Raw genomic sequence first — 25,518 nt, forward strand, 5'->3', positions numbered from 1 at the left:
CTGCAAAAATATGCTATATCGTGCATCTTTCGGGTAACAATTGGGTAACGTGCTTGGCGCGATATCACAGTTTGCGCGGTGGCTTCGTCGGATAAGTGCGTTTGTGCTTGCCAATAGTGCGGACGTAGGCATCATCAGGCGCCTTGATGTGATCGATAAGGCGCTCCATTGCGGCCCTGCTTATTTCGGGCTCAACCTTTCCGGTGAATGTCCAGATGCTTGACGCTTCGTTAGGTGAGGTTTTTGCAACAGGCTCGGCGTCGCTGGTCGATTCCTCGGTGGCGCCGTAGTCATCAAGCAGTTTAACCCATCGTGTAGCGCAGAAACCCAAGGACATCGATGAGATGCTAATTATTGACTTTGGCGCATAATAATCATACTGCCTTTCACTTATATTTTTCTCCCCATATGTTAGAAGAGGATCTAGAACTCCAGCGTCTTCGTGCGCTTGCGTAACGTATCGAAAGGCGATCTCAAACATATTCGTGCAGATATTTATGCTTCCTAGAAGCTCCCATCCAGCGTAATCAATAGCTTCTGTTCTTCGTCTTATCTCCCGATCAATGTGTAGATCAAAGACTCTGGCGAAATATTGACCTGCGGTTGATTTTTCAGTATTGAGCCCATCATCGCCCTCTTCAGATTGATCGGCAGAAGGAAGGTTGTAGTATTTTTCAGCCACGCGTGTTGCGTCATTAACTTTGTCTGCGCAAAGGCATGCGAAAATAAGCTTCACGAATTGGTTCGTAGTAATTTTCGCAATCCTACTGCCGGAGCTTTTTGGAAGCACCTCATCATCAATAAGTCTTCGCGCTATGGCCTTTGCTCTAGCGTTCGGAACCTTAAAAATATCCGTCATTTCTTGCACGGCTTCTTGTACCGATATCATGTTTCCCTCACCTCGGACACGATCCCGCACGGGAGCGAACGCAATCGCACAAGAAGGAACATACTCTGGTTTTCGTAAAACGGAAACCGGAAACTGCTTGCCACGACCGAAAAGGCGGCGCTATGTTCGTGGCATGAGGGAACATGAAGGCAACGATAGGCCCAGAGAGGCGCGAGAGGGGAGAAGGGGCAACCCAACAGAACTTTCTGCCACTTAATAAAACACACAATAGGATTGCACTGTTGACAGGGTGAGTGGGCTCCCATGGTGTGATAGGCCGCCCTCAAGCACTAAGCCTAGTAAGATGGAACTTTCCTTCCCTTGCCGGTCCCGCTGATGGCAGGTATCTGTTTGCAAGGGAACGCACCGACACTTAGCGAAACTTTTGCGAGGGTTCTCATGTCCAAGAACGTGAAGGCCAGCACTGAAAGCCTTCGGATTATCCGCTTCCCTGAAGTCAAGAGCCGGATTGGATACTGCCAGTACCATCTTCGGAGGCTGGAGGCGAAAGGTGAGTTTCCGCGCCGGGTTAAGATCGGAGCGCGATCTGTCGGCTGGGTGGAGTCAGAGATTGATGAGTGGATCGCTACGAGAGTCGCCAAGCGTAGCGAGGCCGGACTGGTAGGAGGTAGCATCAATGTCGCTGCATAAGCGTCGTGATGGTGGAGCCAACGCGCCAACGTTGATCTGCTCCACCACCGACGCTGAGACCGCCGCGCCAACGGCAGCCTAAGCAAAGCCCACACCCAAACTCCCCTCAGGAGATTAAAGCATGAGCACCCCCAATATGGCGGGGAAGCCCCCACGCGTCCATACCTCAACCGGACTGGATTCGGAACATAGTGGCAACATTATGGCGGTCCCGGAGCGGTTTCAGGAAATCGCTTCCCTCTGCGTCGCTACCGAAGAATACATCGGCGGCGTGCTCCAGCTCTGCGTTGCCGATCACCGAACCCTGCATGCCGGCCTGAAGGTCGGTCGCGACCACACGAACTGGGTCAAGGGTCGCATCAAAGAGTGCGGACTGGTGGAAGGGAAGGACTACGAGATTGGTTCGCCAGATCGGGCGAACCAAACTGGGCAAGGTGGCGACCGCCGGTCCAAGGCTTACCGCCTGTCTCTCCACGCGGCGAAGCAGATCGCCATGATGGAAGGTGGCGAAGTCGGCAAGCTGGTCCGCAGCTACTTCATCTGGGTGGAGGAGAACACCCACCGGATCGTGGACGCGGCCCGGCAGGTTGTCCGACGCCGCGAGCGTACCGCCCGCTCCCGCCTCACCGGCCCGATGCTGCGCGAACTGACCAGCTTTCCGGAACGCATGATGGCGGCGTTCCCTTCGATGACCGAGGCCGACAGGCGGACCGCCTTCAACCGGCTGAGCGGCGCCTTGCTGGGAGAGCCCCTGCTCCCGGTCCATGAGGCAGCGCCTTGTGTGATCGAGCAGCCCCCGGCACTCCCGCCGACTGACCACCCGAAGGAACTCGGCCCGACGGAGATCGGCGTCGAGATCGGGCTCCGCACCGGCCAGTCGGCCCTGTCCGGCCGGGCGGTCAACGCTCTCCTGAAACAGCAAGGCTTCCAGACGAAGGGCGCCACGACGACAACGCCCTGGCACTCGACGGCCAAGGGTGAGCCCTTCGCGAAGTGGGAGACGGCGGAAAAGGCTGGCGAGCACGGCGGCACGGTCAACGTGCTCCGGTGGAGGTATGGCATCGTGGACGAACTGCTGTCCGCGATGAACGTCACTCAAGGGGAGGGCTAAAACCATGGCCGCTCCCGTCACCCATTTCACCACCACCCGCTATCGGTGCCCGACCTGTCGCAAGACCGGCTCCAGTCGGATCGAGATGCAGCGGCACGCCGACAATTGCGCCCACGCGCCCGAGTCGCGCGCCTGTATCACCTGTGCTTTCAACGAGCCACAGCGCGTCCAGGTCGCTCCCAACGCCTTCCGCACCGTGTTCGTATGCGACCGCGGCGCCCTGCCGGCTGACAAGCGCCTCGTCCTGCACTGCTCGGTGTGGGAGGCCGCCCGATGAACGTCTCTCCCATGTCCGGCCCTCGGACACTGGTTTCCCGCTCCGCTGGAGTTCTGAACCTGCCGGGGCGCGATAGTGCCACGCTGCGCGCCTTCATCCCGGGCATTCCGACGGGCGGCCTGTGCGTCCCGACGGTCGACTACCTGAACATGCTGTCCGGGGGCAAGTTGTCCCCGGAAGAGCTTGGCCGTCTCGTCAAGGAACTGCATGCCGAATATCGCAAGATGGGCGTGCCTCCGATCCACACGCAGTTCATCATAACCGATGAACTCGGGTGCATCCCCACGCTGTCCACCGATTTCATGGTCGCCAATCTGGAGGCGCTGGACGTCCCCGGCTGCGACACGGTGGCGGAGCACATCGGCATCATCTTGGACGAGATGGCCTGTGATGAGCTGGGTGAGGACGGCAAGGGTGGAGATATCGCCACATTCGAGAGCCTGACCCGCCTTCACCGCTGCGCCGGCAGCCCGCGCGGACGGGCGCCCGGTCACTGGCACCACATCCGGGGGAAAGTCCTCTCGGATGCCGTCACCAAGAAGCAGCGCAAGGGTGTCTGGAAGACGGAGGATGGCGAGTGGCGGGCATCCCATGAGGTTGCTCTCGATTATGCGCAATGGCTGTTCCCGGACTTCCACGTCTGGACCATCCGCCTGCTGATGGACAACCCGGTGACACGATGCCGGCTTAATGGGGCACTCCAAAGCATCTTCGGCTTCACGTTCACACCCGTTGAACCTGCCGCCCCCGCTCCGGAACCACATCTCCGACTCGTGCACGACGCCGACCAGGGAGAGCCCGCATGAGCCCCGAACTCCTGCCTTGGCTCGCTGGTGGCGCCGGCTTCTTCGTCGGCATGCTGGTCATTGCCGCCATCCGCGCCCCGTCCGCAGCCGCCGTTGAGCGCCAGCGAACGGCTTGGAAGCTGATCGACGCCATGGACGACCTTGCCGACGAGATGAAGGCCCTCCGCGCCGAAATCCAGAAGAACGGGGGCGGCAAATGACCACCCTGTTCCCCGTCATCAGCATGACCATGAAGGGGCTGAAGCCCTCTCCCAACCTGGGGGAACGGCCTGAATTCCTGTGGATGCCTATCGAATGGCTGTATGTGGACTGGCTGTATCAGCGGGCCATGAGCAGCGCCAAATCCCGCCGGCTGGTCAGGAAGATCACCGAAGAGTTCTGGTGGCCGAAGTTCACGCCGATCACCGTCACCCCCCTGGATTGGGAGGCTGGTAAGTTCGCCGTGGTCGACGGCCAGCACCGGGCCGCCGCAGCGATCCTCCACCCGTCGGTGGCGGAGGTCCCCGCTTGGGTGATCGACGCTCCTGACGTTCGGGCGCAGGCCGCCGCTTTCGTCGGGATCAACGGCGACCGCAACGGCATGACGACGATGCAACTGTTCAAGGCGCAACTGGCCGCCGAGGAAGGCGACGCCGTCCAGGTCAAGGCCCTGTGCGAGCGGGCCGGCGTCACCATCGCCTTCCACCTGTCAAACGGCAGCCGAGAGCTTCCGCCCCGGACGACGATGGCCGTCTCCACGATCCGCAAGCTCATCGCCAAGCACGGGGAGGGTCCTGTCCACAAGGCCCTCTCGACGCTGGCGGAAGCCTACGTCGACGCGCCGAACCAACTCCGGGGACAGATCATCCAGGCGATGACGACCCTGTTCGTGGAGCACGGCGACCGGATCGACCGGGAGCGGCTTGTCGCTGCCATCGCGCCGAAGGATTGCGAGGATCTTCTCGACGCGGCCCGGCAGGTCAAGCGGCTGGAGGGCGGCACCACCGACGCCGGCATGGTCCGCGCGCTGATGGCTGCTTATGACCACGGACTCACCCCTGGGAAGCGGCTCCGGCCGGTTGCGAGGGCGGCATGAGCGCGTCCTCCATCACCGACTTGCGGGCGGAATGGGAAGCCGCGCAAGCCGACTTCAACCGTCTCTGGGCCGCAGCGGATCAACGGTACGGCGAGGTCGCCGACTCGATCCCGCTCCCCGGCATCGTCTACGGTCGGCGCGGCTGGTGCATCACCAGCGAGCGCGAAATCGACGACGCCTGGCGCCTGTCATCGGCCACCAAGACCCGGCTGAAGGCGCGCCTCCAGAGGCAACTCGACCAGCGCGACAAGGCTCTCGACGCCGCCGGCCTGACCGAATTGGTCGACCAGCGCGACGCCGCCGCGAAGGCGATGGACCGGGCTGCGGCAGCCATGGCGGCCGACCGGAGCGGAACGGCTGTTTCCCTGCACGCCAAGCTCTCCGTCGTGAAGCAGATGATGGCGGAGGGCTCGGACCTGAGCGGGGTGGACAGGGATGTCCTTCTCTCGGCCTGCGCCGACGCGGACGCCATGCTCGCCACGCATCAGGAACTCCTGCGCCTGTCCGCGCTGATGGGCTTCGGCCCCGGTGCGTCCGCGGGTCCGTCTGCCGACGAGGTGGCGCTCCTGCTGAGCCTGGAGCGCCAGCACCACGCCCTCGACCAGGAGTATGAGGCGATCCCGGACAGCGAGCCGGACGCGGTGTGGCAGCCGGTCTACCAGCGGCTCTCGGATCTCGAAGTCCGCATCGCCGACACGCCCATCACGACCATGGCCGGGGCGCTGGTCAAGCTGCGGTTGGCGCGCGGCCCTGTCGGCACGGGCGATGGTGAGGTGCCGACGCACTGCATGGAGAGCGCCTGCGCCACGCTGGAGGCCGTTGCGGTGTCCGCCGGCTACGTTCCGCCGTGGCCCGGCAGGTCGACCGTAGCGGCAGGAGGTGCGGCATGAATCCGTCTTCCTCCTGGCCCTTCGGCAACCTGACCCCCGGTGCGTATGGCGTGATCCTGGCCGATCCGCCCTGGAAATTCAAAACCTGGGGAGCGCTGAACGGCAAGGCGTGCCCATACGATACCATGACGCTCGACGACATCCGTGCGTTGCCCGTCGGCCAGTTGGCAGCGCGTGACTGCATGCTGGTCATGTGGACGACAGCGCCGTTTCTGCCGCTGTCCCTGGAGGTGCTGCGTGCCTGGGGCTTCAGCTACAGCACGATGGGCAGTTGGGCGAAGCTGACGGCCGAGGGAGCCCCGGCCATCGGCACCGGCTACTACTGGCGCTCCAGTTCCGAACCGTGGCTGATCGGCACCAGGGGATCGCCTGGCCGCTGGCGGGGCCTCGCCCTTCCGAACAGCATCATCGCGCCCCGCCGCGAGCACAGCCGCAAACCGCCCCGCCTGCACGCTGATCTTGAGTCGGCCTATCCCGAACGCCGGAAGTGCGAGCTGTTCGCCCGCGCACCTCGCAACGGCTGGGACGTGTGGGGCAACGAAACCGAGAAATTCGAGGCGGTGGCATGATCAAACACCTCGACGCCATGACACGGCTGCCGACGCAGCCCCAGCGACGCATGGCCCCTCTTTCAACGGCGTTGCCGGCCTCCGTGCGCGAAGTACCGTGTTTGCCCCCGAAACGGCCTTCCGCGCGCCACGCGGCGGGAGGTGCCTGATGCGCACCTATGGCACGATCCGAAACACGTTCTGGGCTGACGCGAAGGACTTGCGTCTGTCCCGCAATGCAACGCTCCTCGCCGCCTTCCTCCAAACAAGTCCGCACACGAACTCCACCGGCTGCTTCCGGCTGCCGGTGGCGTACCTGATGGACGATTTGTCGCTCTCGCACGAGGAAGCGACGGCGGCGCTTGGCGAGTTGGAGAAGGCGGCCATCATCGTCCGCTGCCACGTCACCAACTGGACGCTGATCATCAATTTCCTGCGCGATAACCGCCCTGCGAACACCAAGGTTGGCAAGTCGATGATCCCCTTGATCGAGGCGGTTCCCGTCGGCACCGCCGTGTGGTTCGGGCTGGTGGATGGGGTTTCCTTGCATGCCGACAAATTCCCGGAAGGGTATGTGATACGGCTTCTTGAGTTGCGGGATACGGTATCCCGACAAGTCAGGGAAACGGTATCCGAAACGGTATGCGATACGGTATCCCCGGTTCGTAGTGATACGGTATGCCAAACCGTATGCCATACCGTAGAACGAAACTCAGGAACCCACGAACACGAACACGAACACGAACCTTTCCTAACCAGGGAGGATGTGGGGGGCGATGATCGCGGTCTGACGGCCAGGGGAGGTGTGCATTGAGGCACCTTTTCCCCCATCAGGCGGAGGCCCTGGCCCGTCTCCTGGCTAAGGCTCGGGAGGGCTCACGGCGGATCGTGGTCCAGTTGCCGACCGGTGCCGGCAAGACCCGTCTGGCTGCCGAGATCATCCTCCGCGCCCTTGCGAAGGGCAACCGGGTGATGTTCGTCGTGCCGAGCCTGTCGCTCATCGACCAGACGGTCGAGAGTTTCGCCTCAGACGGCATTCACGACGTGGGGGTGATCCAGGCCGACCACCCGCTCACGGACCCGTCGAAGCCGGTTCAGGTTGCCTCCGTTCAGTCCCTCATCCGGCGGGACTGGCCGGACGTTCAAGTCGTGCTCGTGGACGAATGCCACGTCCAGTTCCATTCGTTCCTGGAGTCCCTCAAGGCGGAGGAGATGCGCGACGTGGTGGTGGTCGGCCTCTCGGCCACCCCGTGGTCGCCAGGGTTGGGCAAGCACTACACCGACCTGATCGTGTGCGCGACCACCAAGGATATGATCGCTGCTGGTCGGCTGTCCCCCTTCCGTGTTTTCGCCCCGGCCCACCCGGACCTGACGGGCGTCAAGACGGTCGGCGGTGACTTCCAGAAGGGGCAGCTTGAGAAGGCGATGAACAAGGCCACGCTCGTCGGTGACATCGTCTCGACGTGGCTCCGTATGGGCGAAGGGCGGCCGACGCTGGCCTTCGGAGTGGACCGTGCGCACGCCAGACACATTCAGGCGCAGTTTGAGGCGGTGGGGGAGCCCTGTGGCTATGTCGACGCCTACACCACCGCCGATGAGCGGAAGGTGGTTAGGGACAAGTTCCACAACGGAGAATACCGGATCGTTTCCAACGTGAGCTGCCTCACCACCGGTACGGATTGGGATGTTCGGTGCATCATCGACGCCCGGCCGACGAAAAGTGAAATCCTGATCACGCAGATTTATGGGAGAGGTCTTCGCACAGCGCCGGGAAAGGAAGACCTGATCATCCTGGATCATGCCGATAACCACAAGCGGCACGGGTTTATCACGGACATCCACCATGACACCTTGGATGACGGCAGGCCGAAGGTATCCCAGAAGCGGAAGCCGCCTCTTCCCAAGGAATGCCCAAAATGTACGTTCCTGCGCCCACCAAAGGTGAAGGAATGCCCCAACTGCGGATTTGTCCCCGAAGGAATTCCGGAGGGTGTCGAAAGTGAAGATGGGGATCTGTGTGAGGTTGTTCGCGGAACGGGAACTAAAGCGACGGGTCCTCTCGGGCATGTCCAAATTGGAGGAGTGTGGATACACAACGCCGATTTTTATGGTATGCTCAGAAGATACGGAAAAGAGAGAAGATACAAGGAAGGATGGGCGTCACGAAAATACAAAGACACAGTTGGTTCGTGGCCTAACCGTTATTATGATGTTCCGGATAGAACAGTGTCTTGGGAGGTCAAGTGCTGGCTCAAGGCTGACTTGATACGGCGCGCGAAGAGATTTGAGAAAGACCGAAAGCAGCAGGGCGGGGTTGCCCATGGCGGACAGTGACGATTTCGAGGAGCGCGCCGCGATGATGGAATTCGAAGCAGGGTTGCCGCGTGCGTGGGCCGAGAGTTTGGCCCGCCTCGCGACCGCCAATAAGCCGGGGGCCTACTTGCCGGAGCGATGGGCGGTCATCGTGGGTGACGCTCACCGGCTCATCGCTGGGCATGTCGCCCGGTTCGTGTCGTTCGGCTGGGAGCCAGCCGACGTCAAGGAACTGATCCCGCGTCTCGACGGCCGGGAGATCGTATCCGTGAGCATGGACCATGTGGCGGTCAGGATGCCGGCCGGGAACATCGCACGGATCCACATCCGCCCCCGGATCGGCCAGCCGCCGACGTGGCAGGAAGGGAGGCGCGCAGCATGAGCGCGTTCTCCAACATTCCGCTTCGGGATCGGGCGCTCGGACGCTGGCGCTCGATCCTCTCCCAGCTCGGCATCCCCTCGTCGGCCCTGACCGGCAAGCATGGCCCGTGCCCCCTGTGCGGAGAAGGGACTGACCGGTTCCGCTTCACCGATCACCAGGGGGTGGGCGCCTGGATATGCAACCAGTGTGGCAAGGGCACCGGGATTGATCTGGTCATGAAGGTCTTCGGCATCGACTTCCGGGAGGCGGCGCGCCGCATCGAGGAGGTGCTCGGGGAGGCGACCGTCGAGCCGGCCAAGGAAGCCGACGCAGAGGCCCTACGCGCCGGCATGAACGCCCTGTGGAGGGGCGCCGTGGGGGTGAGGCGGGGAGACCGGACGGACCTGTACCTGCGGGGCCGTGGGATCGCCCTGGAGGCCGTCCCGTCGTGCCTCCGGACATCCTCCACCCCATCCTGCCGAGGAATGCTTGCCAAGGTCACGGCGCCCGACGGGAGGCCCGTGAACGTGCATCGGACCTTCCTGACCGACGACGGGCGCAAGGCGGACATGGAATGCCCCCGCAAGCTCATGAAGGGGCCGTTCCCGCTCGGCTCCACCGTCCGTCTGTTTCCGCCGGAGGAGACGCTGGGCATCGCCGAGGGGATCGAGACGGCCCTCTCCGCCCACCTTCTGTTCGGCGTCCCGGTGTGGGCGGCGCTGACGGCCGGCAGCCTGGAGGCATTCCACCCGCCGGAGGGTGTGACCACACTGATGGTGTTCGGTGACCATGATAGGAACTTCACCGGGCAGGCCGCCGCGCACCGGTTGGCGAAAGCGGTCCACGGGAAGCGCGTTACGGCGAAGGTCTTTATCCCAGCCACCGAAGGCCACGACTGGAATGACGAACTCACATCGTCGGCGAGGGCGGCATGACCTTGTTCAACGACGCTTCCACCAACGCCACAAAGGAACAAACCGTGACCGCCAACGCTGTGAGCATTCCGACCGGGCTGTTGGTTCGGCCGGTGACGATGACCGTCGAAGCGCAGGCCCGCCGCCGTACCGATCTGCCCGACGTCTGGACGGCCGAGCTTGAGCTCGGGAACGGCAAGATGCTCCGCCAACATTTCCGGGAGACCGACGGCGGGACCGGGCTGGAGGATGTGACCGAGTTGGTGGGCGAGATCCTGCTCGAACGGGCTCGCTCCCGGAAGCAGGCGGAGCGGCATCGACAGGCCGACCAGGTCGTCCGCGTCGGCATGGTCACGCCGGAACGTCTCCGTCGGGACCGGGGCGACGCGGTGATCGTGGAGGGCACGATGCGGGCCGGGCAGACCCGCTCCCGCGCCCTGTCGGCGCTCGGCACCCTGAACCAGCGCAACCTGCTGACGATGCGCCAGTTCGAGGCCGGCGACCGCCTGTCGCAAGACCTGAAGATCATGACCGGCGCGAAGGAGCCGAGAGAGGACGATGCGCCTCCGACCGCGACCGTCGATCCCGATACCGGCCGGTCGTGGGAGGACTTCGCGGTGGCGGCGGCCCGCCGCGTCGATGCAGCGTGCGATGCTGTGCGTCGGGAGCCGCCTTTCGAGAGGGTTTCGCCGTGGTCAGTGATCGAGGGGGTGTGTGCCCACGACCGTCCCTTGACCGAGGTGGCCGGTAGCAACGCCCGGTCGGTTCTGCGGCGCTACAAGACGGCGCTCCGGATCGGATTGGACCGGATCGGCGATGTGTACAGCCTCGACAACGATGCGATCGTGGGCCGGGTCTTTCATGACGGCATCCCACGGGAAGTGCTGTATCTGGAGGACCGGGACGGCCCCGATCAGGACGGCGGGGTCAAGGTCATCGTCCGGACCATCAGCCTGAACGGCAGACCATGGGTTGCGGTGGCCGACAGCTTCAGCGAGATCTACGACTTGGCGAAGGCGCAACTTCGTGCTGATGGTGAGAAGACGGCTTGACCGAATAGGACATCTCGAATAATGTGCTATGGTGCGTTGAGTTGACGCGCCGATGATGATGACCCCGCCTCGTATTCACGGAGCGGGGTCTTTTCGTATTCGCACCTGCACTGTAACCCGCCCGGCCTGCCGTGGCGGCTTTCCATTTTCCAGGGTAGCGGATGCTATGGTCACGGTGCTTGCAGCCTGGGGGTACGCCACTCTCCCCGTGACGGTCGACGGCTTCCCGTCCACCGAACCGGACCGGCGGTTTCCCGGTTGTCGAGGCCGCAAGCGCCTTGAGCATACATCGTCCTGATACACCTGCCACCTCCCGCCCGCCCGGTCCTGCCGTGGCGGGTTTCGTCGTTTTGGAGCCTCGCCACGATGGACACCCTCCCGCTCCCCGACGTCGGCGATACGCTCGCCCGCATCGCCATCCTGTCGCCGGCTGCGCAGATCACGGCGCTACTGGTGATCGGCGGTGTGGTGGGGCTCTGGATATGGTCCCGCCGGCCCCAGCCCGGCCCTGATGCACAGATCGTTGTCGAGGCATTGAAGAGCACAGCCCAAGCCCAGGTGGAAACTGCGGCCAGTATCGCCGCCATGGCTCAACAGAACGAGTTGATCGTCTCGGAGGTGCGCGGCGCCGTTGCGGAGATGCGTGTCATGGTCAATGCGGCCCTGGCCACCATCAAGCAGGCCGCCTGACCATGGCGGAATGGGATCGCGCCCTCACCGGAACCATCGCCTGGATCGAATGCGCGGCGCAGCGTGCGGGCTACCTGCGGGCTACCGAACGCCTCGCCCAGCCGCTGGCGCGCATCCCCGACGGCCACCTTGCGGTGGGGGCGTTGGACGGCGTTGCGGTGGTGGTGCCAGCCCCGGCCACGGTGGCGAACGGGAACGCGGCTGTCAGCCCCGACGTTGCCCCGACAGCCGCCTGTGGCGCTTCGGCTGGTGCGTGGTAGCGCAGGCCATGGCGGAACGCACCACGCGCCAAGCCACAGCCCCGGCCAAGCCGGTTCCCGTTCCCGCCGCCGTGGAAGCGAACGGGCGGGCTCGTGCCGTGTGGGCCGAGATGGTCGAGACGCTCGGCTCCCGGCTGACGCCGCTGAACCTGCCGATCCTCACAGCGCACAGCCTCGCCGTTGCCCGGCTGGAGGATGCCCAGACGAAGCTCGGCTCGGTGGGGCCGCTGGTGAAGCGCAAGGACCAGGCCGAGGTGAACCCGCTGCTCGACGTGGTGGAGCGGGAACTGCGGATCGTGCTGGACACGGCGAAGGCGCTCGATGCCGCGAGCACCCCGTGGAAGAGGAAGTGACCGCCCATGCCGAGCCGCCCGCCCACCTTCCGCCCGCCGGGCTGGAAGCCTCCACAGCAGCGGCGCAAGGAGCACGACAAGGCGCGGGGCTCCGCCTCCAGCCGAGGCTATGACGCCGACTGGCGGAAGCTCAGGGCGCGGTTTCTGAAGGCCAACCCGCTGTGCTGCGTCACCGGATGTGGGGAGCGCGCCACGGACGTGGACCACGAGGAGAGCATCCGGAAGCGCCCGGACCTGCGGCTGGTGTGGTCGAACCTGCGCTCGATGTGCCACCGCCACCACAGCGCGCGGACCGCACGGGATCAGGCGTTCGGACGGGACCGGGGCTGAGCCGAACAGGGGGGGCCCCAGGGGGCGGTCGAATCTCTGCCGGGGGTGGGCCGAGGAACCGGTGTGGGGTCAAATTTCTGCGCATGCGATTTAAATTTTCGACCCCCTCAGAAATTGCGAGCCGCCGATGAAGCGAGGACCCAAGCCCGAGCTGCCTTCGACGAAGGCGGCGCGCGGCACCCTCCAGCCGTGCCGCGATGCGGGCAGGGTGGAGATGATCGAGCCCGACGCGCTGCCGTCGAAACCGGACTGGCTGACGGCCGCGGGCGAGGAAGTCTGGATCGACGACATCGGCCGGGTGACGCCCGACCGGCTGGCGACCGAGAAGGACAGCACGATGTTCGCGACCTACTGCAACATCGTCGGCGCCATGGCCGAGGCGTGGCGGGCCGGTTCGGTCCCGCCGGCCGCGCACATCATGGAAGCCAGGAAGATGGCCGAGCAGTTCGGGATTTTCGGCCGTAAGAGCCGGCTGAAGGTGGGTGGCGATGGCGGCAAAACGACAAATCCGTTCGCGCGCAACGGCGTCCGCCGCTGAGGAGTCGGACACCGGCCACGCCCGCGACTACGCCGGCATCGCCGATCGCTACGCCCGTGATGTCCAGACCGGCCGGGTGGTGGCCTGCAAATGGGTCCGGCTGGCCTGCAAGCGGCACCTGGACGACAAGAAGCGGAAGGGCTGGGATTATCGCTGGGTGCCCTGGCACGCCAACGACGTGTGCGACTTCATCGAGAAGCTGCCGCACGTCGAAGGCTCCTGGCACAGCAGCACGATCACCCTGGAGCCGGCGCAGATCTTCATCCTGGCGGTGATCTTCGGCTGGCGGCGGAAGGCGGACGGTCTCCGGCGCTTCTCGAACGCCTACATCGAGATGGCCCGCAAGGGGGCGAAATCGACGCTGACGGCCGGCGTCGCGCTGTACTGCCTGTGCTGCGAGGGCGAGGTCGGGCCCCAGATCATCATCGGCGCCACGACCGGCGAGCAGGCCCGGAAGGTCTTCAACCCGGCCAAGAAAATGGTCGAGCGGACGCCGGCCCTGCAAGAAGCCTATGGGGTGACGCCCTGGGCGCGGTCGATCACCTGCTCGGACAGCGACGGCTACATCCAGACCATCAACGCCAAGGGCTCGACGCAGGACGGCCACAACCCGCACGTCGGCATCCTGGACGAGCTGCACGCCCACAAGGACCGGGCGCTCTACGACGTTGTCCGCTCGGCGGACGGCGCCCGCAAGAACCCGATGATCTGGGCGATCACCACCGCCGGCTACAACATGGCCGGCGTCTGCTACGAGCAGCGGACCTTCGTCACCAAGGTGCTGGAGGGGGTCTTCGAGGCCGACCACTACTTCGGCATCATCTTCACCCTGGACGAGGGCGACGACCCCTTCGACGAACGGGTGTGGATCAAGGCGAACCCGATGCTGGGCGTCACCCCGACGCTGGACAGCATGCGGCGCTACTCGAAGGAGGCGAAGGCCAGCCCCGCCAGCGAGGGCGAGTTCAAGACCAAGCGTCTGAACATCTGGCTGAACGCCGCCTCGGCGTGGCTGAACATGGCGCAGTGGAGCGCGTGCGCCGACCCGACGCTCGACTGGAAGGACTTCGACGGGCTGGAGTGCTGGATCGGCGGCGACCTTGCCGATAAGGACGACATCACCGCGCTCGCGCTGATCGCCTTCGACAAGCTGGGGCGCCTGCTGATCAAGCCGCAGTTCTGGCTGCCGGAGGCGGTGCTGCTCCACCCGGACCACGCCGAGGGCAAGGGGCCGGCGCCGTACCGGACCTGGGCGAAGCAGGGGCACCTGATCCTCACGCCCGGCGATTGGGTCGACCACAACGAGGTGGAGAAGAAGGTCCGTGAGTGGCGCAGCCGGTACGGCGCCCGCAAGGCGATCTTCGACCAGTTCGCCGCGGCGCTGGCGATGGCGAGCCGGCTGAACGACGGCGCCGAGGTGTTCGCCGAGGTGCTGCACAAGAACGCCCACAACGTCACCGACCCGGCGAAGGAGCTGGAAGCGCGTGTGAAGGCCGGGCCGACCAAGCTGCGGCACGACGACAACCCGGTGCTGAATTGGATGGCGTCCAACGCCGTCGTCAGCCGGCGCGTGGACGGGACGATCCTGCCGAAGAAGGAGGGCGAGATGTCGCCGAACAAGATCGACGGCATCGACGCCGTGGTGAACGCGCTCAAGCCGAGCACCGCCGCCCAGCCGGCCAAACCTCGCTCCGTGTGGGACACGGAGGAGTTCGACGACCCGGACGACGTCCAGGGCGACGACATCGACGAAGACGACGAGGAATAGGGGACGGCGCATGGGAATCTGGAATTGGATCGCCTCGCGCCTTCAGCCCCCGCCACAGGCGGCGGTGGAGCTCAGCGGCGCGATCTGGGACGACGTGACGGGCGGAGCGACAGCGGCCGGTGTCTACGTGACCTCCCGCAAGGCGCTGGAGACGCCGACCTCTCTGCGGTGCGGGCTTCTGATCTCGGATGGCGTGTCGACGGTGCCGTGCAAGCTGATGCGCAAGGACCCGGTCACCGGCAAGCGAACGGAGGCCGTCGACCACCCGCTCTACGATCTGATGCAGTACAAGCCCTGCGGCTGGATGAACACGCAGCAGTTCCGCGAGACGCTGATGCTGCATGCGGCGTTCCAAGGTGGCGGCTTCGCCTACATCAACAAGGTCGGGCGCGGCCGGGTCCGCGAGATGTTCACCTTCGAGGCCGGCGAGGTCTTGGTCGAGAAGCGCTCCGACTCCCATGACCGCTCGCCGCTCTACCGGGTGAACGGCGAAGAGGTGCCGAACGACCGGATCCTGCACATCCGGGGGCCGAGCTGGAACGGCCGGGCCGGGTTGAACATGGTGGACTTGGCGCGGGAGGTGATCGGGCTCGCCGACGCCGCGCAGGACGCCCACGCGAAGCGCTTCGGCAATGGGGTGCAGACGACCGGCGTCTACAGCATCGAGGGGGCGCTTGACGACAAGGAGCACAAGCGGCTCACCAACTGGATCAAGGCCCATTACGCGGGCGGGAAGAACAGCGGAAAGCCCCTCATCCTGGGCAGCAACGGGAAGTTCGTCCCGTTCGGCATGTCGGGGGCCGACGCCGAGCATCTGGCGACCCGGCAGTATCAGGACATGCTGATTTGCCGGCAGTGGGGCGTTCTGCCGGCCGTGGTCGGGATCGCCGACAAGACGGCGACCTACGCCTCGTCGGAGCAGATGTTCCTGGCCCACAACGTCCACACCATCCGCCCCTGGCACCGCCGGTTCGGGACGACACTGACCTGTGACCTGCTGACCCCCGAGGAGCGCAGCCAGGGCCTGTATTTCAAGTTCTTCGACACGGAACTGCTGCGCGGCGCGGCGAAGGACCGGGCGGAGTTCTACGCCAAAATGTTCCAGGTCGCCGGCATCACGCCGAACCAGATCCTCGGCCTTGAGGACATGGACGGGTTCGAGGGCGGGGACCAGCACTACATCCCGGCCAACTTCGCTCGGGTGCGCGAGGACGGCTCGCTGGAGGCCGCCAGCAAGCCCGGCGAGGGCGGGGACGACGATGACGGCGAGCCGCCACCCGGCTGGCCGCCTCGCCAGAACGCCGGCCGGGTGCTGTCCGGCGAGAACGAACGCCTGATCCGCGGCGCCTCCGACAACCTGAACACCGTCCTGGACAAGCTGGACGGCCAGCAAGAGGACTGACCATGCCGAAACCGTTGATCGACGCCGCCCTGCTGACGGCCGGGCGAGCGATGAACCGCGCCCCGGTGGCGCTCGGACCGGGGCATGTCCGCGTCGCCGCGGACGAGGCTGCGAGCGAGGCCGAAGTCTACATCTACGGTGACATCGGCGGCTGGTGGGACGGCATCCAGGCCGAGGAGTTCGCCAAGGAGATCGGCGCCCTGGACGTCGACACCATCAACGTCCGGCTGAACAGCCCCGGCGGGGTCGTGTTCGACGGCGTGGCGATCTATCAGGCTCTGGCCCGCCACAAGGCGAACGTCGTGATCCACATCGACGGCATCGCAGCCAGCATCGCGTCGGTCATCGCCATGGCCGGCGACGAGATCCGCATCGTCGAGGGCGCCAACGTCATGATCCACAAGCCCTGGTCGTTCGCGATCGGGGACGCCGTGGCGATGCGCAAGGAAGGCGAGATCCTGGACAAGCTGGAGTCCGGCATCATCGACATCTACGCCGCCCGCACCGGCCAAGAGCGGCAAGCCCTGGTCGATTGGGTCGGGGCCGAGACGTGGTTCAGCGCCGCCGAGGCGAAGGACGCCGGCTTCGCCGACACGGTCGTGCCGGCCAAGGGCAAAGGCAAGGACAAGAAGGCGGCACACGCCCGGTCGGCGATGCTGCCCCTGTTCCAGCGCACCCCGAAAGACCTCCTGCCGGAGGCGTCCAGCGGCGCCCCGGCGATCCGAGAGTTCGAGCGCCTCCTCCGCGACGGAGAAGGCTTCTCGCATGCCCAAGCCCGGCGCGTCGCCGCGCTGGCTCGGGCCTTCACGCCTGGTCATCGCGACGATGACCAGCACCAGCCCCCGCCGGCCCCTCGCGATGAGGACGGACAGGCTGCCGACGTCGCGGCGCTCGCGCGCCTGACCAACACCCTGAAAACCCTTTCACGCTGAGGATTGCCACCATGGCCGATAAGACCGTCGACAAGGTCGTTGACGACCTGATGAACGCCTGGACCGAGTTCAAGGACACGAACGAGGCCAACGAGAAGCGGCGCGACACGCTGCTCGATGACAAGCTGACCCGCCTGAACAAGGTGATGGACACCGCCGAAGGGCTGAACCAGCGCCTGACCGCCGCCGAGAAGTCGGCCAAGGCGGTCGAGGAAGTGCAGGAGCAGATGGATCGCATCGAGGCCACCATGAACCGGGCCTCGCTGGGCGGGGTGGACGACCCGACCAAGCGCAAGGAGGCCGTGAACAACTGGGCGCGCGGCGTCATCAGCGCCTACTCGTTGGGCGAGGCGAACCTGCCGGAGAACCAGCGGAAAGCCCTCGCCTCGGCAAAGGCGTATTACGACTCCCTCGGGGTCAGCGGCGACAACACCGGCGGCTATCTGGCTCCGGTGGAGTTCGTGCGCGAGATCATCAAGGGCGTGACCGAGATCAGCGCACCGCGTTCGCTCGTGCGCGTCCGACCGATCGCCGGCAAAGCCTACATGCAGCCCAAGCGCACCGGGCAGGCGACCGCCCGCCGCGTCGTGGATCAGGGCAACCGGTCCGAGACGGACGGGCTGCGCTACGGCTCGGTCGAGATCAACGCGCCCGAGATGTATGCGCTGATCGACATCAGCCAACAGAACCTCGAAGACTCGGCCTTCGATCTGGAGGCCGAGATCCGCGACGAGGCCACCGAGCAGTTCGCCGTGCTGGAGGGCTCCGAATTCGTCTTCGGCTCCGGGGTCGGTGAGATGGAGGGCGTTCTCGTCAACGACAAGGTTGGGGAGACCGTCAGCGGCGCCGCCACCGCGGTGACGGCCGACGGCCTGCTGACCCTGAAGCACGACATCAAGACCGCCTATGCCCGCAACGCCACCTTCATCCTGAACCGGACGACGCTGGGCTCCATCCGGAAGCTGAAGGACAGCACCGGCCAGTATCTGTGGATGCCGGGCATCGCCCAGGGCAAGCCGAATAGCATCGACGGCGATCCCTACATGGAGGTGCCGAACATGCCGATCGAGGCGGCCGGCGCCTTCCCGGTGGCCTATGGCGACTTCAAGCGCGCCTACACGATGGCCGACCGCATCACGATGCAGATGCTGCGCGATCCCTACACCCAGGCAACCAACGGCAACATTCGCTTCCTGTTCCGGCGTCGCACCGGCGGTCAGATCGTGCTGGCCGAGGCCATCCGCAAGCTGAAGTGCGCGGCGGCCTGACCATCGCAGCGGCTCGCCCTGGTCGGCGGGCCGCCCCTTCCCAAGGAGAACCGTTCATGGCTTCCCGCGACCTGCACAACAACATCCACGTCGTCACCGGTATCGCGCCGGCCGCCGCCGTCGCCGACAACACCGCCTTCGTGTCCGCGATTGTCGATACCAAGGGGTTCGAGTCGGTCGAGTTCGTCATCCTCACCGGCGCCCTGGCCGATGTCGACGCGACCTTCACCGTGCTGGTGGAGGACGGCAGCGCGGCCAACCTGTCCGACGCTGCCGCGGTCGCCGACACCTTCCTGCTCGGCACCGAGGCGCAGGCGGGCTTCACGTTCGCCGACGACAACAAGGTGCGCAAGATCGGCTACGTCGGCGGCAAGCGCTATGCGCGCGTGACCGTGACGCCGGCCAGCAACTCCGGCAACGCCTTCGTCGCCGGTGTCTGGCTGCTCGGCCACCCGAAGAACGCGCCGACCGCGAACCCGCCGGCCTGACCCTGACCGAGGGGGCGTGGCAAGCGCCTCCTCAACCCCACGAGGACAGCATGCACAAGATCCTGAAGTCCTTTCGCTACTCGGAAGACGGCGTGACCTCCCGCCTTCTGGAGAAGGACGCGGTTGTCGATATCCGCGCCGATCTGGTCGCCGGCCTGGAGGGCGAGGGCTTCATCGGCCCGCCCGACAAGGAAGCCGCCAAGACGGGCGGGCGCCCCGCTGCCAAGCCCGCCGCCGAGAGCTGATCCGTGCCGTCCAGGCCGCCCCCTGGCTGCCTCGGCGGTCCCTCTCGCCCCCGAGGCCCACCTCCACCCCCGCCCATCTGCCTGACCGGCGACGCCCCGCGGCTGGGCTGGGCAGTCCCCATCGCCCTCCTGATCGTGGTGGTGATTGGGGCGGTCGCCATCAAGGGAGCGTGCCAATGCCCATCATCACCGTTGCCGTCCCGGCCTCCGACCGGCTGCTCTGCTCCATCGGCGCCCTGAAGACCGAACTCGGCATCGCCGCGGACAACGACCAGTTCAACGACTGGCTGACCAGCGAAGCCCTGTCGGCCTCGGACCGGGTGGCGGATGCCTGCGGCGTGGCCGGCGATGATGCCGGCGATGCCCCGGCCACCTTTGCGGAGGAGGAGGCGGTCGTCACCTTCGGCCGGGACGAGGCGCGCGGCGCCGACGCCCTGCTGTTGCCGTGGCGCTTCCCCGCCCGCGTGACGGCCCTATCGGTCGATGGCGTCGTTCAGGACTCGGCGCTCTACCGGGCGGACCCGAAATCCGGGCTGGTCGAACGGCTGTCCGCGTCCGGTCGCGTGACGAACTGGCAGGGCGCCTCCGTCGCCATCACGGTCAAATCCGGCTGGCCGGCTGCCAAGGTTCCGACTGCCCTCCAGGACGCGGTGAAGCGGCTGGTCCGCCTGCGCTGGGAGGCCAAGGACCGGGAGCTTGCCGTCAAGGCGGAGGAGGACGACGAGGTTGGTCGCACCGAGTATTGGGTCGGCGGCATGGGCGCGGGCGGTTCGGCGCTGCCGGCCGACATCCTGGCTGCGCTCCGGGCCGGCGGCTTCGCCGACTGCATCCGGTGAGGCGCCCATGCTCCGATCCTACCAGTCCCGCCAAATCGACAAGAAGGGCGAGCGAATCGTCTTGAGCCGCGACGGCGCCGCGGATGTGATCATCAAGGCGAAAGTCCACGAGCTGGGCTCGGACACGCTGGCCGGCGCCGTCGCCCAGCGGCTGTTCCGGGTCATCATCGCCGACGAGACCCTGAAGGCGACCGCCTTTCCGCCCGATGGCCCCCGGAAAGGCGATCAGGTCGTCATCAACCCAACGCTCGTGAACGGCCAGTGGACCGGGGTCGGTACCATGCTCACCGTCGAGCGGCCAGGCTACAGGGGTGCCGGCAACGGCTGGCGGATGGAGGCGAAGGGCTGACATGGCAACCATCGACAGCTTCGACGCGATCCGTTCCTTCGTCGATGCCGGGTGGGGCGACGCGGCGCCCGTCTCGTGCCCGCTGGCCTGGGACAACGAGCCGTTCACCGAACCCCAGCCCCGCGGCCCGGCGGCCGGACCGGACGGGAAACTCATCCCGAACCATTGGGCGCGGGTCATCATCAGCGGCGACCTGTGGGAACAGGCATCGATCGGCACAGGCGAACCGGCCGAGGAACGCTGGGACGAATCCGGGGAGATCACCGTGATCGCCTTTGCCTCGGTGAACACCGGCAGCCGCACCCTCCGCTCCATCCTGACCGCCTTCGCCGAGCTGTGCCGGGGGCAGGATGCCGGCGGCATCGAGTTCCAGGACATCCGTTTCGATCCCATCGGCGCCAAGGACGAGTCCGGCAACTGGTGGGGCATGCACATCACCATCAACTGGCTCCGGAGAGGATAGGCCATGACCGCCACGCACACCGTCGTCACCTCCTTCAGCACGCCGACCCGACGCTTCTCGCCCGGTCAGACGGTCGGCCCGGCCGACATCACCGGCCCGCTGTCCTTCGAGGATCGCATCCGGATCGGCCAGATCGCCGCGCCCACCCCGGAGCCCACCCCGGAGCCGGCGGCCGAGCCCGAGACCGACCCGAAGCCGGCGAAGCCCGGCAAGGGCAAGGCCGTCACCGAGCCCGACCCGGCCGCCTGAAACTGCCCCCAAGGAGCAAGGCTTTGGACAACCAGCACAAGCACATCAAGGGCTACCGCGACCTCTCGGCCGAGGAGATCGCGCTGATGAACGAGGCCAAGGTCAAGGCCGAGGAGGTTGGCGTTCTGGTCGAGAAGATCGCCAGCACGCCGGGCGTCGATGGTCGGTGGGTCGCCACCGGAAAGACCGACCTCCAGAAGGGTTTCATGGCCCTGATCCGGGGCATCGCCCAGCCGACGACGTTCTGACACCCGCATCCTCCTGACGGAGACCCAGCCGCCGGCACCGCCCGAGCGGCTTTTTTCATGCCCGGCTGAAAGGAGCCGCTATGACCAGTTCGAACCGTGTCCGCCTCGCGGGCGTCGCCGAGGCGACCTACGGCACCACTCCCACCACCCCGCGCATGCGCAGGCAGCGCACCACCTCCATCGGCCTCACCTTCAAGGCCGACAGCGTCGAGTCCGACGACATCCGTGACGATCGCATGTCCTCCGACCCAGCCATCGTCGGCCAGACCAACGGCGGCCAGATCGGCGTCGAGTGGCATTGGCCGCCCGATGGCTCCCTGCTGTCGGAGGAAATCCAATCGGCTTTCTGCGACGCCTGGGCGAACACCCCGGCGCGAGACAACGACGGCACCGCCGACTCCGTCATCACCGGCTTGACCGCCGCCACCCAGGTCGTCACCGTCGCCAACGGCGCCGCCTTCGCCGCCGGCCATCTGGTCTACTTCACCGGCTTCGGCGCGGGCGCCAACCGCAACAAGCTCGCCAAGGTCACCACCGGCAGCGCCACCGCCCCGGCCTTCCTCGGCGCGGGCTTGGTGGACGAGGCGGCCCCAGCAGCCGCCGCGCGGATGAAGGTGGTGGGCTTCGAGGGGGCGGCGGGCGACCTGACCGCCCTGGCGGACGGCATCGGCTCGACCGCGCTCGACCTGACCACCTTCGGGCTGGCGCCCGGCCGGTGGGTCAAGATCGGCGGCATCGGTGCCGGCTTCCGCTTCGCCACCGACCGGTGCAACGTCTGGGCGCGTGTGTCCGGCGTCGTCTCGGCGGCCAAGATCCCTCTGGACAACCTGCCGGGCGGCTGGGCTGCCGACGACGGTGCCGGGAAGACGATCCGCATCTTCATCGGGGACTGGATCAAGAACGGCGTGAGCAAGTACGGCCTGACCCTGGAGCGCGGCTTCATGGGCCAGACGGTGCCGACCTTCATCGCCCAGACGGGTATGCGGGTCAACACGCTGGAGTTCGGCGGGCAGGCCAAGCAGAAGGCCACCGGCTCCGTCACCTTCATGGGGTTGCTGGGCGCGAGCGGTCAGGTTCCGCTTGATGCGATCCCCGACGACGCCCCGGACAGCAACGCCTACCCGATCCTGGCGTTCTCGGCGAACTGCGGCAGCGTCCGCGAGGGCGGCGGCGCGCTCGGAACGCCGAACTACGCCAAGGCCATCAAGTTCACCATCAACAACAACTTGCGGGCGATCGACGCCATTTCGACCGGCGACGACTTCGCCCCGGCCTCGGTCGACGTGGAGGACGGCTCCTTCGACGTGGCGGTGGAGTTGGACACCTACTTCGGCAACGACACTCTGCTCGGCAAGGTGATGGCGGGCACGCCGACGTCCCTGAACACCCGCATGGAGAAGGGCGGCAAGGCCCTCATCTGGGAAGCGCCGCGCCTTATCCCGCGCGAGGGCGATCCCAGCGTCGGCGGCAAGAACCAGGACGTCATGCTGCCGCTGCGCCTGACCGCCTCGAAGGACAGCCTGACCGGCAGCCAGCTCATCCTGAACCGGTTCGAGTTCTTCCAGTAACCGAGATCCCGCGACCACGGGGAAGAGGCTGTCGGCTTTGCCGGCGGCGTGACGGCTCGCGCGGGCCGCGGGCGGGCGTTTGGTCGGCGCCCGCCCATCCACCGCGCACCATCCGACCATTCGACCAAGGATCATCATCATGAACAACCTGGACACCACCTACGACTCGCTCGACGACCTGCTGGTGGACGAGGACGTCTACACCGAGGGCCGTTGGGTGCAGCCCGATCCCGATCGTCCGCTGAAGATCAAGACGAAGGGCTATCCGGATGCCTACACCAACGCTTCGGCCAGCATGCAGCGCGAGGCGGCCAAGGGCTTCAACTACGACACCGACCGCTTGAAGGCCACCCACCGCCGGAACATCAACGTGAAGTGCCTCATCAAGCACTCGCTGGTCGATGTGAAGGGCTGCACCATCGGCGGGCGGGATCTGTCGTTCGAGGAGTTCTGCGCCCTGATCCAGGAGAAGCGAGGCCAGAAGCTGCTGGGGCTCGCCTTCATGGCCGCCAACATGGCGACCGAGGCGCAGAAGGAAGAGGACGAAGTGGCCGAGGGAAACTGACGGCGGCCCTTCGGGATCACCTCAACCGCAAGCAGGGCACCAACGACCTGTTGGCCGAGCTTGCGGAGGAGGAGCCCGACGCGGCCGACATGGTGGCCGCCCGCCTTGATGATCGCGGCGAGGCGGTCGAACCCCTGCCGTGGTGCCGCTGGGTTTGGCGAGCATGGCACGACCTGTCCGATGACCGGCAGTGGCGCGGCGGCGGCATGGGGTCGCCGTCGCCTTGCAACATCCCCTGGACGGCGGCCCGCGCCTATGCCGCCGACCATGGCTTCCACCTGCCGACCCTGTTCCGCCGGCTGCGCGCCATGGATGGCGTCTATGCCGAATGGTGGGCGGAGCAGGCCAAGGAAGCGGCCAAGAAGAAGCCGGAGGAATAGCCATGGCGAAAGCGAAGGCGTTCAACGAGCGGCTCCGGGTCTTTGCTGACCGAACCCTCTCGCCTGCGGCGCAGTCCCGCCGGCTGGCGGAGATCGCCATCGCCGAGCGCGACCGGCTCATCGCCTCCGGCCGAGCCTCCCGGCGGTATCGCCGCTGGGTTGATGGGGTGGAGGGGGCGCCCGAGACGGCGGTGCGGCCGGCGGACGGTGGCCGGATCGTCTACCGGTTCTCGGTCCTGGGCGCCGTCTGCACCTTCGCCCTCTCGTTCCTCATCAGCCGGTCGCCGCCCCGATCCTCGGCGCCGCTCAACCCGGCCACGGGCAAGACGGCGCACTACCGGGACGGCTTCTATTTCGGCATCAAGGACAGCGCCTCGCCCCATTCGGGCCGGGGCGATTCCGGCGGTCGGTTCGTGCCGGCGGCGCAGTTCAACCCGGCGGCGCTGTCTCCCAGCGTCACCGAGATCATCATCGGCAACACCCAGCCCTACAGCCGCAAGGTCGACGTCCAACTCGTCGGCGGCGCCTCGCTGTCATTCCAGGTGCCGGCCGGCCTGTTCGACGACGCGGTGCGCGCGATCCGCTCACGCTGGGGCGACGTGGTCGAGGTCAAGCGCGTCTACACGATGGATTTCCCCGGCCAGTACCGCCTGAAGAGCCGGCAGGTCTGGACCACCGGCAAGCACAAGGGGCTGTCGCGCGGCCGGGAAGGCACGCGCGTGGAAAGCCCCGCTCTCATCATCCGGCCTCGCCGCTGAGCCCAAGAGGATCCGCACATGACCGATCAAGTCGAATCCCTTGAGGTAGAATTCCAGGATGGCGTCTCGGCCAACGCCAAGAAGGCGACCGACTCGATCCATGGCCTGGGCGACGCTGCCGTCGCCGCCGAGGCGAAGACGCAGCGCGCCGGCAAGGGTATCAAGAAGGCGACCGATGAGGCCGCTGCCGGTGCCGCCGCCGCCGCGAAGGCCATGGATGGCGCTGGGAAGGCGACCGGCGGCATGGCCGGCGAAATCGAGCGCGCGACGGAGAAGGTCGCGCGCCACAGCCAGACGGCCGAGCAGCTCGCCAACAAGTTCGATCGGGCCAAGCGGGAGGCGGGCGCCGTCGCCAAGGCCATCGCCCCCTACCAGCGGGCGCTCGATGACCTCGAAAAGAGCAGCGCCTCGGCTGCGGAAAAGGAGGCTCTGCGCGCCACCATTACCGCCAAGATGGAGGCCGCCACGGAGAAGGCCCGCGCCGCCGTGGCGCGCTATTTCAAGGACGTGGAGGCCGGTGCCGCCGCCGCGACCGCCTCGGCCGGCGGTATGGACGCCGGCATGCGCGCGGCGACTGCCTCGGCGAACAGCTGGGCGGGCGGGCTGGGCAAGGTCTACGAGTCGGCCAACAGCGCGGCCGGTGGGTTGAACGCCGCCGCCCGCGCCCTGGCCGGGCTGAACGCTGGCCTGGAATCCGGCCACACCAGCTTTGCCGAATGGACGGCGGGCGCCAGGGGGCTGGAGGCCAACCTGCGGGGCGTCAGCGCGGCGCAGAAGGCGATCAACGACGCCACCGGCATCAGCCGCCAGACCGTCAACACCGCCACCATCGGCCCGCTGAAGCATGCCGTCACCGGCACCGCCGCGCCGACGGGCAACACCCTGGGGCTGGTGACGGGTGACGCGAGTGCGACCGCCGCCCGGCTGGCCGACCTGGAGGC

At 66.2% G+C, this 25,518-nt stretch carries 34 protein-coding genes and 1 pseudogene; 34 read left to right on the forward strand and 1 reads right to left on the reverse strand.

Features of this window, described 5'->3' with window-relative positions; translation table 11 throughout:
- Window positions 1-64: 64 nt before the first annotated feature.
- Entirely contained in the window at window positions 65-889 is an 825-nt protein-coding gene (locus J2847_RS14595) for a polysaccharide deacetylase family protein (RefSeq protein ID WP_209779648.1), read from the reverse strand.
- 399 nt (window positions 890-1,288) lie between these two features.
- Between J2847_RS14595 and J2847_RS34940 the strand changes: the two genes are divergently transcribed.
- From J2847_RS34940 to J2847_RS14765, 34 genes and pseudogenes are all read left to right on the forward strand, one after another.
- Window positions 1,289-1,540, forward strand: a complete 252-nt coding sequence (locus tag J2847_RS34940; protein ID WP_209779649.1) for a helix-turn-helix transcriptional regulator — start codon at window positions 1,289-1,291, stop codon at window positions 1,538-1,540.
- Window positions 1,541-1,661: 121 nt separating this feature from the next.
- Window positions 1,662-2,651, forward strand: coding sequence for an antA/AntB antirepressor family protein (locus J2847_RS14605; RefSeq protein ID WP_209779650.1), 990 nt, complete (start codon window positions 1,662-1,664; stop codon window positions 2,649-2,651).
- A 4-nt stretch (window positions 2,652-2,655) separates the two neighbouring features.
- Window positions 2,656-2,928 (forward strand): hypothetical protein, encoded by a 273-nt coding sequence (locus J2847_RS14610; protein ID WP_209779651.1) that lies wholly within the window; start codon window positions 2,656-2,658, stop codon window positions 2,926-2,928.
- Window positions 2,925-3,734, forward strand: coding sequence for a hypothetical protein (locus J2847_RS14615; protein ID WP_209779652.1), 810 nt, complete (start codon window positions 2,925-2,927; stop codon window positions 3,732-3,734). Before J2847_RS14610 ends, J2847_RS14615 begins: the two co-directional genes overlap by 4 nt.
- Window positions 3,731-3,934, forward strand: a complete 204-nt coding sequence (locus J2847_RS14620) for a hypothetical protein (RefSeq protein WP_209779653.1) — start codon at window positions 3,731-3,733, stop codon at window positions 3,932-3,934. The genes J2847_RS14615 and J2847_RS14620 overlap by 4 nt, the downstream gene beginning before the upstream one ends.
- On the forward strand, window positions 3,931-4,809 hold the full coding sequence (locus J2847_RS14625) for a DUF6551 family protein (protein ID WP_209779654.1): 879 nt from the start codon (window positions 3,931-3,933) through the stop codon (window positions 4,807-4,809). The genes J2847_RS14620 and J2847_RS14625 overlap by 4 nt, the downstream gene beginning before the upstream one ends.
- The gene (locus tag J2847_RS14630) at window positions 4,806-5,699 is read left to right on the forward strand and encodes a hypothetical protein (RefSeq protein WP_209779655.1); all 894 of its coding nucleotides are present in this window, start codon (window positions 4,806-4,808) and stop codon (window positions 5,697-5,699) included. The genes J2847_RS14625 and J2847_RS14630 overlap by 4 nt, the downstream gene beginning before the upstream one ends.
- On the forward strand, window positions 5,696-6,268 hold the full coding sequence (locus J2847_RS14635; RefSeq protein WP_209779656.1) for an MT-A70 family methyltransferase: 573 nt from the start codon (window positions 5,696-5,698) through the stop codon (window positions 6,266-6,268). The genes J2847_RS14630 and J2847_RS14635 overlap by 4 nt, the downstream gene beginning before the upstream one ends.
- Before the next feature lie 148 nt (window positions 6,269-6,416).
- Window positions 6,417-7,061, forward strand: coding sequence for a hypothetical protein (locus J2847_RS14640; protein ID WP_209779657.1), 645 nt, complete (start codon window positions 6,417-6,419; stop codon window positions 7,059-7,061).
- Window positions 7,058-8,581 carry a DEAD/DEAH box helicase gene (locus tag J2847_RS14645; RefSeq protein WP_209779658.1) on the forward strand — a complete coding sequence of 508 codons (1,524 nt, stop codon included), beginning with the start codon at window positions 7,058-7,060 and terminating at the stop codon, window positions 8,579-8,581. Before J2847_RS14640 ends, J2847_RS14645 begins: the two co-directional genes overlap by 4 nt.
- Complete coding sequence (locus tag J2847_RS14650) at window positions 8,568-8,942, forward strand: hypothetical protein (protein WP_209779659.1); 375 nt, start codon at window positions 8,568-8,570, stop codon at window positions 8,940-8,942. The genes J2847_RS14645 and J2847_RS14650 overlap by 14 nt, the downstream gene beginning before the upstream one ends.
- Window positions 8,939-9,856 carry a toprim domain-containing protein gene (locus J2847_RS14655; protein WP_209779660.1) on the forward strand — a complete coding sequence of 306 codons (918 nt, stop codon included), beginning with the start codon at window positions 8,939-8,941 and terminating at the stop codon, window positions 9,854-9,856. Before J2847_RS14650 ends, J2847_RS14655 begins: the two co-directional genes overlap by 4 nt.
- On the forward strand, window positions 9,853-10,887 hold the full coding sequence (locus J2847_RS14660) for a hypothetical protein (protein ID WP_209779661.1): 1,035 nt from the start codon (window positions 9,853-9,855) through the stop codon (window positions 10,885-10,887). The genes J2847_RS14655 and J2847_RS14660 overlap by 4 nt, the downstream gene beginning before the upstream one ends.
- 366 nt (window positions 10,888-11,253) lie before the next feature.
- The gene (locus J2847_RS14665) at window positions 11,254-11,577 is read left to right on the forward strand and encodes a hypothetical protein (protein WP_209779662.1); all 324 of its coding nucleotides are present in this window, start codon (window positions 11,254-11,256) and stop codon (window positions 11,575-11,577) included.
- A 2-nt stretch (window positions 11,578-11,579) separates the two neighbouring features.
- Window positions 11,580-11,837 (forward strand): hypothetical protein, encoded by a 258-nt coding sequence (locus tag J2847_RS14670; RefSeq protein WP_209779663.1) that lies wholly within the window; start codon window positions 11,580-11,582, stop codon window positions 11,835-11,837.
- 8 nt (window positions 11,838-11,845) lie between these two features.
- Window positions 11,846-12,190: a hypothetical protein gene (locus tag J2847_RS14675; protein WP_209779664.1), complete on the forward strand. Its 345-nt coding sequence runs from the start codon at window positions 11,846-11,848 to the stop codon at window positions 12,188-12,190.
- A 6-nt stretch (window positions 12,191-12,196) separates the two neighbouring features.
- Window positions 12,197-12,520 (forward strand): HNH endonuclease, encoded by a 324-nt coding sequence (locus J2847_RS14680; protein WP_209779665.1) that lies wholly within the window; start codon window positions 12,197-12,199, stop codon window positions 12,518-12,520.
- A 214-nt stretch (window positions 12,521-12,734) separates the two neighbouring features.
- Complete coding sequence (locus J2847_RS14685; RefSeq protein WP_209779666.1) at window positions 12,735-13,058, forward strand: hypothetical protein; 324 nt, start codon at window positions 12,735-12,737, stop codon at window positions 13,056-13,058.
- Window positions 13,009-14,826 (forward strand): terminase large subunit, encoded by a 1,818-nt coding sequence (locus tag J2847_RS14690; RefSeq protein ID WP_211114726.1) that lies wholly within the window; start codon window positions 13,009-13,011, stop codon window positions 14,824-14,826. Before J2847_RS14685 ends, J2847_RS14690 begins: the two co-directional genes overlap by 50 nt.
- A 10-nt stretch (window positions 14,827-14,836) precedes the next feature.
- Window positions 14,837-16,228 (forward strand): phage portal protein, encoded by a 1,392-nt coding sequence (locus J2847_RS14695; RefSeq protein ID WP_209779668.1) that lies wholly within the window; start codon window positions 14,837-14,839, stop codon window positions 16,226-16,228.
- A 2-nt stretch (window positions 16,229-16,230) separates the two neighbouring features.
- Window positions 16,231-17,160 carry a head maturation protease, ClpP-related gene (locus J2847_RS14700; protein ID WP_233474524.1) on the forward strand — a complete coding sequence of 310 codons (930 nt, stop codon included), beginning with the start codon at window positions 16,231-16,233 and terminating at the stop codon, window positions 17,158-17,160.
- 11 nt (window positions 17,161-17,171) lie between these two features.
- On the forward strand, window positions 17,172-18,428 hold the full coding sequence (locus tag J2847_RS14705) for a phage major capsid protein (RefSeq protein ID WP_209779669.1): 1,257 nt from the start codon (window positions 17,172-17,174) through the stop codon (window positions 18,426-18,428).
- Window positions 18,429-18,484: 56 nt separating this feature from the next.
- Window positions 18,485-18,916: a hypothetical protein gene (locus J2847_RS14710; RefSeq protein WP_209779670.1), complete on the forward strand. Its 432-nt coding sequence runs from the start codon at window positions 18,485-18,487 to the stop codon at window positions 18,914-18,916.
- Window positions 18,917-18,966: 50 nt separating this feature from the next.
- The gene (locus J2847_RS14715) at window positions 18,967-19,161 is read left to right on the forward strand and encodes a hypothetical protein (RefSeq protein ID WP_209779671.1); all 195 of its coding nucleotides are present in this window, start codon (window positions 18,967-18,969) and stop codon (window positions 19,159-19,161) included.
- Between the two features lie 176 nt (window positions 19,162-19,337).
- Window positions 19,338-19,997 carry a hypothetical protein gene (locus J2847_RS14720; RefSeq protein ID WP_209779672.1) on the forward strand — a complete coding sequence of 220 codons (660 nt, stop codon included), beginning with the start codon at window positions 19,338-19,340 and terminating at the stop codon, window positions 19,995-19,997.
- A gap of 7 nt (window positions 19,998-20,004) precedes the next feature.
- Window positions 20,005-20,346, forward strand: coding sequence for an argonaute/piwi family protein (locus tag J2847_RS14725; RefSeq protein ID WP_209779673.1), 342 nt, complete (start codon window positions 20,005-20,007; stop codon window positions 20,344-20,346).
- A gap of 1 nt (window position 20,347) precedes the next feature.
- A complete protein-coding gene (locus J2847_RS14730) occupies window positions 20,348-20,809 on the forward strand; it encodes a hypothetical protein (protein ID WP_209779674.1) in 462 nt (153 codons plus the stop codon).
- A 3-nt stretch (window positions 20,810-20,812) separates the two neighbouring features.
- On the forward strand, window positions 20,813-21,058 hold the full coding sequence (locus J2847_RS14735; protein ID WP_209779675.1) for a hypothetical protein: 246 nt from the start codon (window positions 20,813-20,815) through the stop codon (window positions 21,056-21,058).
- 23 nt (window positions 21,059-21,081) lie between these two features.
- Complete coding sequence (locus tag J2847_RS14740; protein ID WP_209779676.1) at window positions 21,082-21,306, forward strand: Acb2/Tad1 domain-containing protein; 225 nt, start codon at window positions 21,082-21,084, stop codon at window positions 21,304-21,306.
- 80 nt (window positions 21,307-21,386) lie between these two features.
- Window positions 21,387-22,874 (forward strand): phage tail tube protein, encoded by a 1,488-nt coding sequence (locus tag J2847_RS14745; RefSeq protein ID WP_209779677.1) that lies wholly within the window; start codon window positions 21,387-21,389, stop codon window positions 22,872-22,874.
- Window positions 22,875-23,013: 139 nt separating this feature from the next.
- Window positions 23,014-23,439, forward strand: coding sequence for a hypothetical protein (locus J2847_RS14750; RefSeq protein ID WP_209779678.1), 426 nt, complete (start codon window positions 23,014-23,016; stop codon window positions 23,437-23,439).
- A 50-nt stretch (window positions 23,440-23,489) separates the two neighbouring features.
- Entirely contained in the window at window positions 23,490-23,819 is a 330-nt protein-coding gene (locus J2847_RS14755) for a hypothetical protein (RefSeq protein WP_233474525.1), read from the forward strand.
- 2 nt (window positions 23,820-23,821) lie between these two features.
- Window positions 23,822-24,577 carry a hypothetical protein gene (locus J2847_RS14760; RefSeq protein WP_209779679.1) on the forward strand — a complete coding sequence of 252 codons (756 nt, stop codon included), beginning with the start codon at window positions 23,822-23,824 and terminating at the stop codon, window positions 24,575-24,577.
- A gap of 18 nt (window positions 24,578-24,595) precedes the next feature.
- Window positions 24,596-25,518 (forward strand): annotated as a pseudogene (locus J2847_RS14765) (transglycosylase SLT domain-containing protein); the annotation flags it as partial.

The organism is Azospirillum agricola (genome assembly GCF_017876095.1).
Classification (GTDB): domain Bacteria; phylum Pseudomonadota; class Alphaproteobacteria; order Azospirillales; family Azospirillaceae; genus Azospirillum; species Azospirillum agricola.